Genomic DNA, 4,750 nt, shown 5'->3' with positions numbered 1-4,750 from the left:
CTTTGTATGAGTCTCGTTGCTGGAGCTGTGCCTCTACAAACAAGAGTGTCGAAGCGCCGACAAACAACTTTTGGGCTCGGTAATCCAATGACTCATCTCTAGTGGAATTCACATGTAACCACTTTAGGCATTGACAAATGACGTTTTGATTCGGTACGTTATCCATAGAAATCTCCTTTGTTGAGGCGTTTTATGGATAACGCTGAGGGTAACTCAACAATAGGAGATTTCTTTATTTTTGTCCACGAATATAGTTCAATAAGTTACAAATATAGAGAATTATAGGGTGAAAATTTTCGTAAAAAGATTGATGCAACGCTAGTGGTACAGGTGCTTGGTTTGGAGATCTTTCGTTGCTTTTTCCAGATCCAACCCGGCGACTTGCGCGATGCTGGTTGCGATTGCCGTGTTGTCACTCTGCCCTTGGACATGCTGCACGATCGGGCCGTAAGCCCACACGCCGACATCGACGGCTGAGTGGCCATGTCCGGACCAGCCGATCAAGTAGCGCTTGGCCATCACTTGATTGAAGGCGCCTTCCTCCTTATACGAGGTGCCGTCTCCCTCCATGATGAATTGCGCTTCTTCTTCCGTAATATCGGCAAATCCGGTATATTGCTTGATGAGTTTCTTGATTTCCGCCGTTGACGTTGCCTGAGCAAGCTGTGGCGCGAGCAACTCGGAAGAGATTTTTTGGGCATCCCATGCGTCCACGTTCAGCTCATAAATATTGTCACGGGAAAGCGAGAGGTCCCCCGTCTCATGGTCGGCGGTAATGACAACGGATGTGTTGCCGTCCCTCTTCGCGAAGTCAAGCGCTACCTTCACGGCGGCGTCGAAATCGAGCGTCTCCTGGATCATGGCGCCGAAATCATTCGCGTGCGCGGCATGGTCGATGCGCCCGCCCTCGACCATCATCGTGAACCCCTTTGGATTCGAGGACAGAGATTCGAGCGCCTTAGCCGTCATGTCGGCAAGACTCGGGGTCTCCGGCTTGCGATCCAGCACATAATCGACGTGAGAATCATGGAACAAACCGAGAATTTTTTGATTTTTGGACGTTAACGCCGCCAAGCTTTTTTTATCGTATACAACCTTATAGCCTTTTTTCTCGAAATCGGGAATGATCGTCTTATCGTCACGCTTGCCTTTATCCTTCTTGCTCACAAAATGGCGCTTGCCGCCGCCTAACAGCACATCCACGCCGGACTCCAGATATTGAGAAGCAATCGCGTTTTCATTGTCGCGGTTGCGGACATGTGCGGCGTAGACGGCCGGAGTAGCATGCGTGATGCGTGCCGTCGTAACCAGGCCAGTCGACTTGCCGGCTGCTTTGGATGCTTCCATGACGGAAGCGAATGGCCTGGAAATATCCTCGTTCGAGACGCTGATGGCCGCGTTGTATGTTTTATGTCCCGTCGCGAAGGCCGTTCCCGCGGAAGCGGAATCCGTAACTTCGCCGGAGACCACGGTGTCTCCGTCTTCGCCTTTGTCGGCAAAGGTCGTGGCTTGACCGACGTAAATGCTGTCCAGGTTCAGGGACGGCTTTTTCAGCTTATTTTTGGAGTAAATCCGTGCTGCGGACACTTGCGCGGGTCCCATGCCATCGCCGATGAGCACGATGATGTTTTTGGATTCCGGCTGCCGCTTTCCCGTTCCCGCGGCCAGCGCCGCATCGGATTGCCATGCCCCGCATGGAAGCATCAGCAGCGCAAGCGCAGCAACCAGCGATTTGCGTACGAATGATTTCAATTGATATCCCTCCAACCAAATATGTACTTAACCTCCTTCATTATGGAAGGGAATTGTTAATGGAATGGTAACGATGTGTAATCGGAACGTGAAGTTGATATAAATGTTTTGTAAAAGGAGCGAGAGGCTTGAAAATCTTTGAGGCAGATCGGAACCATTCAGGTATAACAATTTGGCTCTCCTACATTTGACAACCGATTCATAATTCACTATAATGGCTTGTAATCTTATACGGAATATACGTTGAAAGAGCGCAGTAGCAGGCAGTCACTGTTCACAGAAAGCCAGGGGTTGATGGGACCTGGCAGCATACTGTTTCCTTGCGAATTACACTCTGGAGTATCTTGGGTAATGCCAAGCGGAATAGCTCACGATAACGGGCTGAGAGCGGTATGGTGATCGGGTTGTTCCGATCATTGTACAAGTTGGGTGGTAACGCGGTTATTCAATCGTCCCTGGATCTGCTGGTGCAGATGAGGGGCGATTTTTTATTTTCACGTATATTCAGGCATATAAGACCTAGACACAAGGACAGGGAGCTGAGAATGTTGAATATTATTGATGAACTGGAATGGCGCGAGGCGATTAATCAACAGACGGATGCTGAAGGGCTGCGCAAGCTGGTGGAAGAAAAGTCGATTTCGTTGTACTGCGGGGTGGACCCGACTGGAGACAGCATGCATATCGGGCATCTCATTCCGTTCATGATGCTGAAGCGGTTCCAGATGGCCGGGCATAAGCCTGTCATTCTGATCGGCGGCGCGACCGGAACGATCGGCGACCCGAGCGGACGGCAATCCGAGCGCACGCTGCAGACGATGGAGCAGGTGCAGGCGAACGTGGAGGCGCTGACCGCGCAGATGAAAAAGCTGTTCCTGACCGACGGTGACAATCAACTGCGCATGGTGAACAACTATGACTGGACGCATCAATTGAATGTCATTGACTTTTTGCGCGATTACGGGAAAAATTTCAGCATTAATACGATGCTGGCCAAAGATATTGTGGCGAATCGCCTGGAGACCGGGATCTCCTACACGGAATTTTCCTACCAGATCCTGCAATCTATGGACTTCCTGCATCTGTACCGGGAAGAGGGCGTGCAGCTGCAAATCGGCGGTTCCGATCAGTGGGGGAATATTACGAGCGGCCTGGACTTGATTCGCAAAAAGGAAGGCCCGGAGGCCAAGGCGTTCGGCCTGACGATTCCGCTGATGCTGAAAGCGGACGGCACGAAGTTCGGCAAAACAGCCGGCGGCGCGATCTGGCTCGATCCGAAGAAGACGACGCCGTATGAGTTCTACCAGTTCTGGGCGAACACCGATGACCGCGATGTCGTGAAATATTTGAAGTACTTCACTTTCCTCGATAAAGAGGCGATTGAAGCCTTGGCCGAGAAAGTCCGCACCGAGCCGCACAAGCGCGAAGCGCAGATTACGCTGGCCGAAGAAATGACGAGATTCGTTCACGGCGAAGAGATGCTGGCGCAGGCCAAACGAATTACGGCCGCGCTGTTCAGCGGCGATATTCGGTCATTGACTGCGGATGAAATTGAGCAAGGGTTCAAGGAAATGCCGACGTTTGAAGCTTCCAAGGAATCCAAAAATATCGTGGAGTGGCTCGTCGATACAGGCATTGAGCCGTCGAAGCGCCAGGCGCGCGAGGATATTACGAATGGCGCCATATCGCTGAACGGCGAGCGGGTAAGCGAGCTGGAATTCGTCGTCGGCGCCGAGCATGCGATTGAGGGACGCTTCATCATTATCCGCAAAGGAAAGAAGAAATATCATTTGGTGAAATTGGTGTAAGCGTAAGGACGAAATGAGAAGCAAGCAAAACGAGGGGCAGGGCGATGCTGAAATCGCTGCTGTGCCTCGTTTTTTTCTACGACAGCAAGTTTAACTAACGGGATTTTCCTGTATTTTGTCGAACTATAAAAGGATGACTTTGCAAAGGAGTTCCTTATATGCTTCCAAAAAATCGGTTGGGTGCTGCACCCCGAATTTATTTCCGAACTGAAATGACTCACTGTCCGCACTGTGATACGAAATTACGACGTTCCCATACGGCTTGGCATAAGAAAATTTCTACGTTGAACGGTGTTATCGACGTATGGAGCATGGCGTATGCCTGTAAAAATCCAGCATGCACCCATCCAGAAGTCTCGTATAAATCAGCCGAAGCGGAAATGCTTAGCATGAAACATTCGTCCTACGGCTACGATGTGCTGGCTCTGGTTGGTGAGCTACGATTCAAGCACCATCTGACGGTCAAAGAATTGACAGAGGCCTTGAATGAACGCGGAATTAAAACCAGTGAACGTCATTCGCAAAATCTGTATGAACGGTATCAAGTTCTTTTGGCCGCCAGTCTCAATGATCATGTCCGCAAGGTCCTCGCCGAAACGACGGAACAAAACGGTGGCATCCTTTTATCCATGGACGGTGTTCAGCCTGAAAAAGGCAACGAAACCCTCAATGTGCTGCGCGAAGTATTTAGTGGGACCGTGCTTGCCGCAAAGAACATGAAGAGTGGCAAAGCGATGGGAATTGCAAACTCTTATCGAGCCTGTGATTGAACTCGGCTTTCCTATTGCTGCCTATTCTAGCTAATACAAGTCCTATTCAGACAAAGCACTAGAAGTCCGGTGAATTAGTGCAGTTGTAGCCGTCTGATGGACATGCAAAACGAGTAAAACAACTCAGCCAGCGCTGAAATGAGTAGGCGTGACAACGCCTCTGTCATCACGGATTTCGTTTTTTGGCATGCCGACATACCAGTTCGAGATCGCTTTTTCCCAAACCGGCATAGTCTTTTCAGATTTTGAACGATCGCCGTCAGTAGCGCCTGTTCTTGCATGCAGTCGAGTCCGCGGCTCCGTGCACGATCCATGCCATGCGCAACTTTGCTTTCAGCAAACACATGCTCACAGCGGGTTCGTAACTTTTGCAGATGACGGTAAGAACCCGTTAGCTGAATCCGTTTAGCTCTGTTTCGG

3 protein-coding genes, 1 pseudogene and 1 other annotated feature are annotated in these 4,750 nt (G+C 50.5%); of the genes and pseudogenes, 2 read left to right on the top strand and 2 right to left on the bottom strand.

Annotation, left to right across the window (positions count from 1 at the left end):
* Positions 1 to 324: 324 nt before the first annotated feature.
* A pseudogene (locus ABD76_RS27900) lies at positions 325 to 1,704 on the bottom strand (alkaline phosphatase); the annotation flags it as partial.
* Positions 1,705 to 1,986: 282 nt separating this feature from the next.
* Positions 1,987 to 2,212 (top strand) — a binding site (T-box leader).
* An 88-nt stretch (positions 2,213 to 2,300) separates the two neighbouring features.
* Between ABD76_RS27900 and tyrS the strand changes: the two are divergent.
* Entirely contained in the window at positions 2,301 to 3,560 is a 1,260-nt protein-coding gene (gene tyrS, locus ABD76_RS27895) for a tyrosine--tRNA ligase (RefSeq protein WP_197260134.1), read from the top strand.
* Between the two features lie 158 nt (positions 3,561 to 3,718).
* Positions 3,719 to 4,330: a transposase gene (locus tag ABD76_RS27890; RefSeq protein WP_197260133.1), complete on the top strand. Its 612-nt coding sequence runs from the start codon at positions 3,719 to 3,721 to the stop codon at positions 4,328 to 4,330.
* A gap of 74 nt (positions 4,331 to 4,404) precedes the next feature.
* Here the strand turns inward: ABD76_RS27890 and ABD76_RS27885 are convergent.
* Positions 4,405 to 4,750: transposase (locus ABD76_RS27885; RefSeq protein ID WP_197253583.1), on the bottom strand; the 346-nt coding region annotated here is incomplete at its 5' end.

Source organism: Paenibacillus dendritiformis, assembly GCF_015845845.1.
Lineage (GTDB): Bacteria > Bacillota > Bacilli > Paenibacillales > Paenibacillaceae > Paenibacillus_B > Paenibacillus_B dendritiformis_C.
This window is presented reverse-complemented; position numbering and strand designations above follow the sequence as displayed.

Coding starts and splice junctions, on each gene's coding strand:
- ABD76_RS27890 (WP_197260133.1), top strand. CDS start 3,719: ATGCTTCCAAAAAATCGGTTGGGTGCTGCACCCCGAATTTATTTCCGA.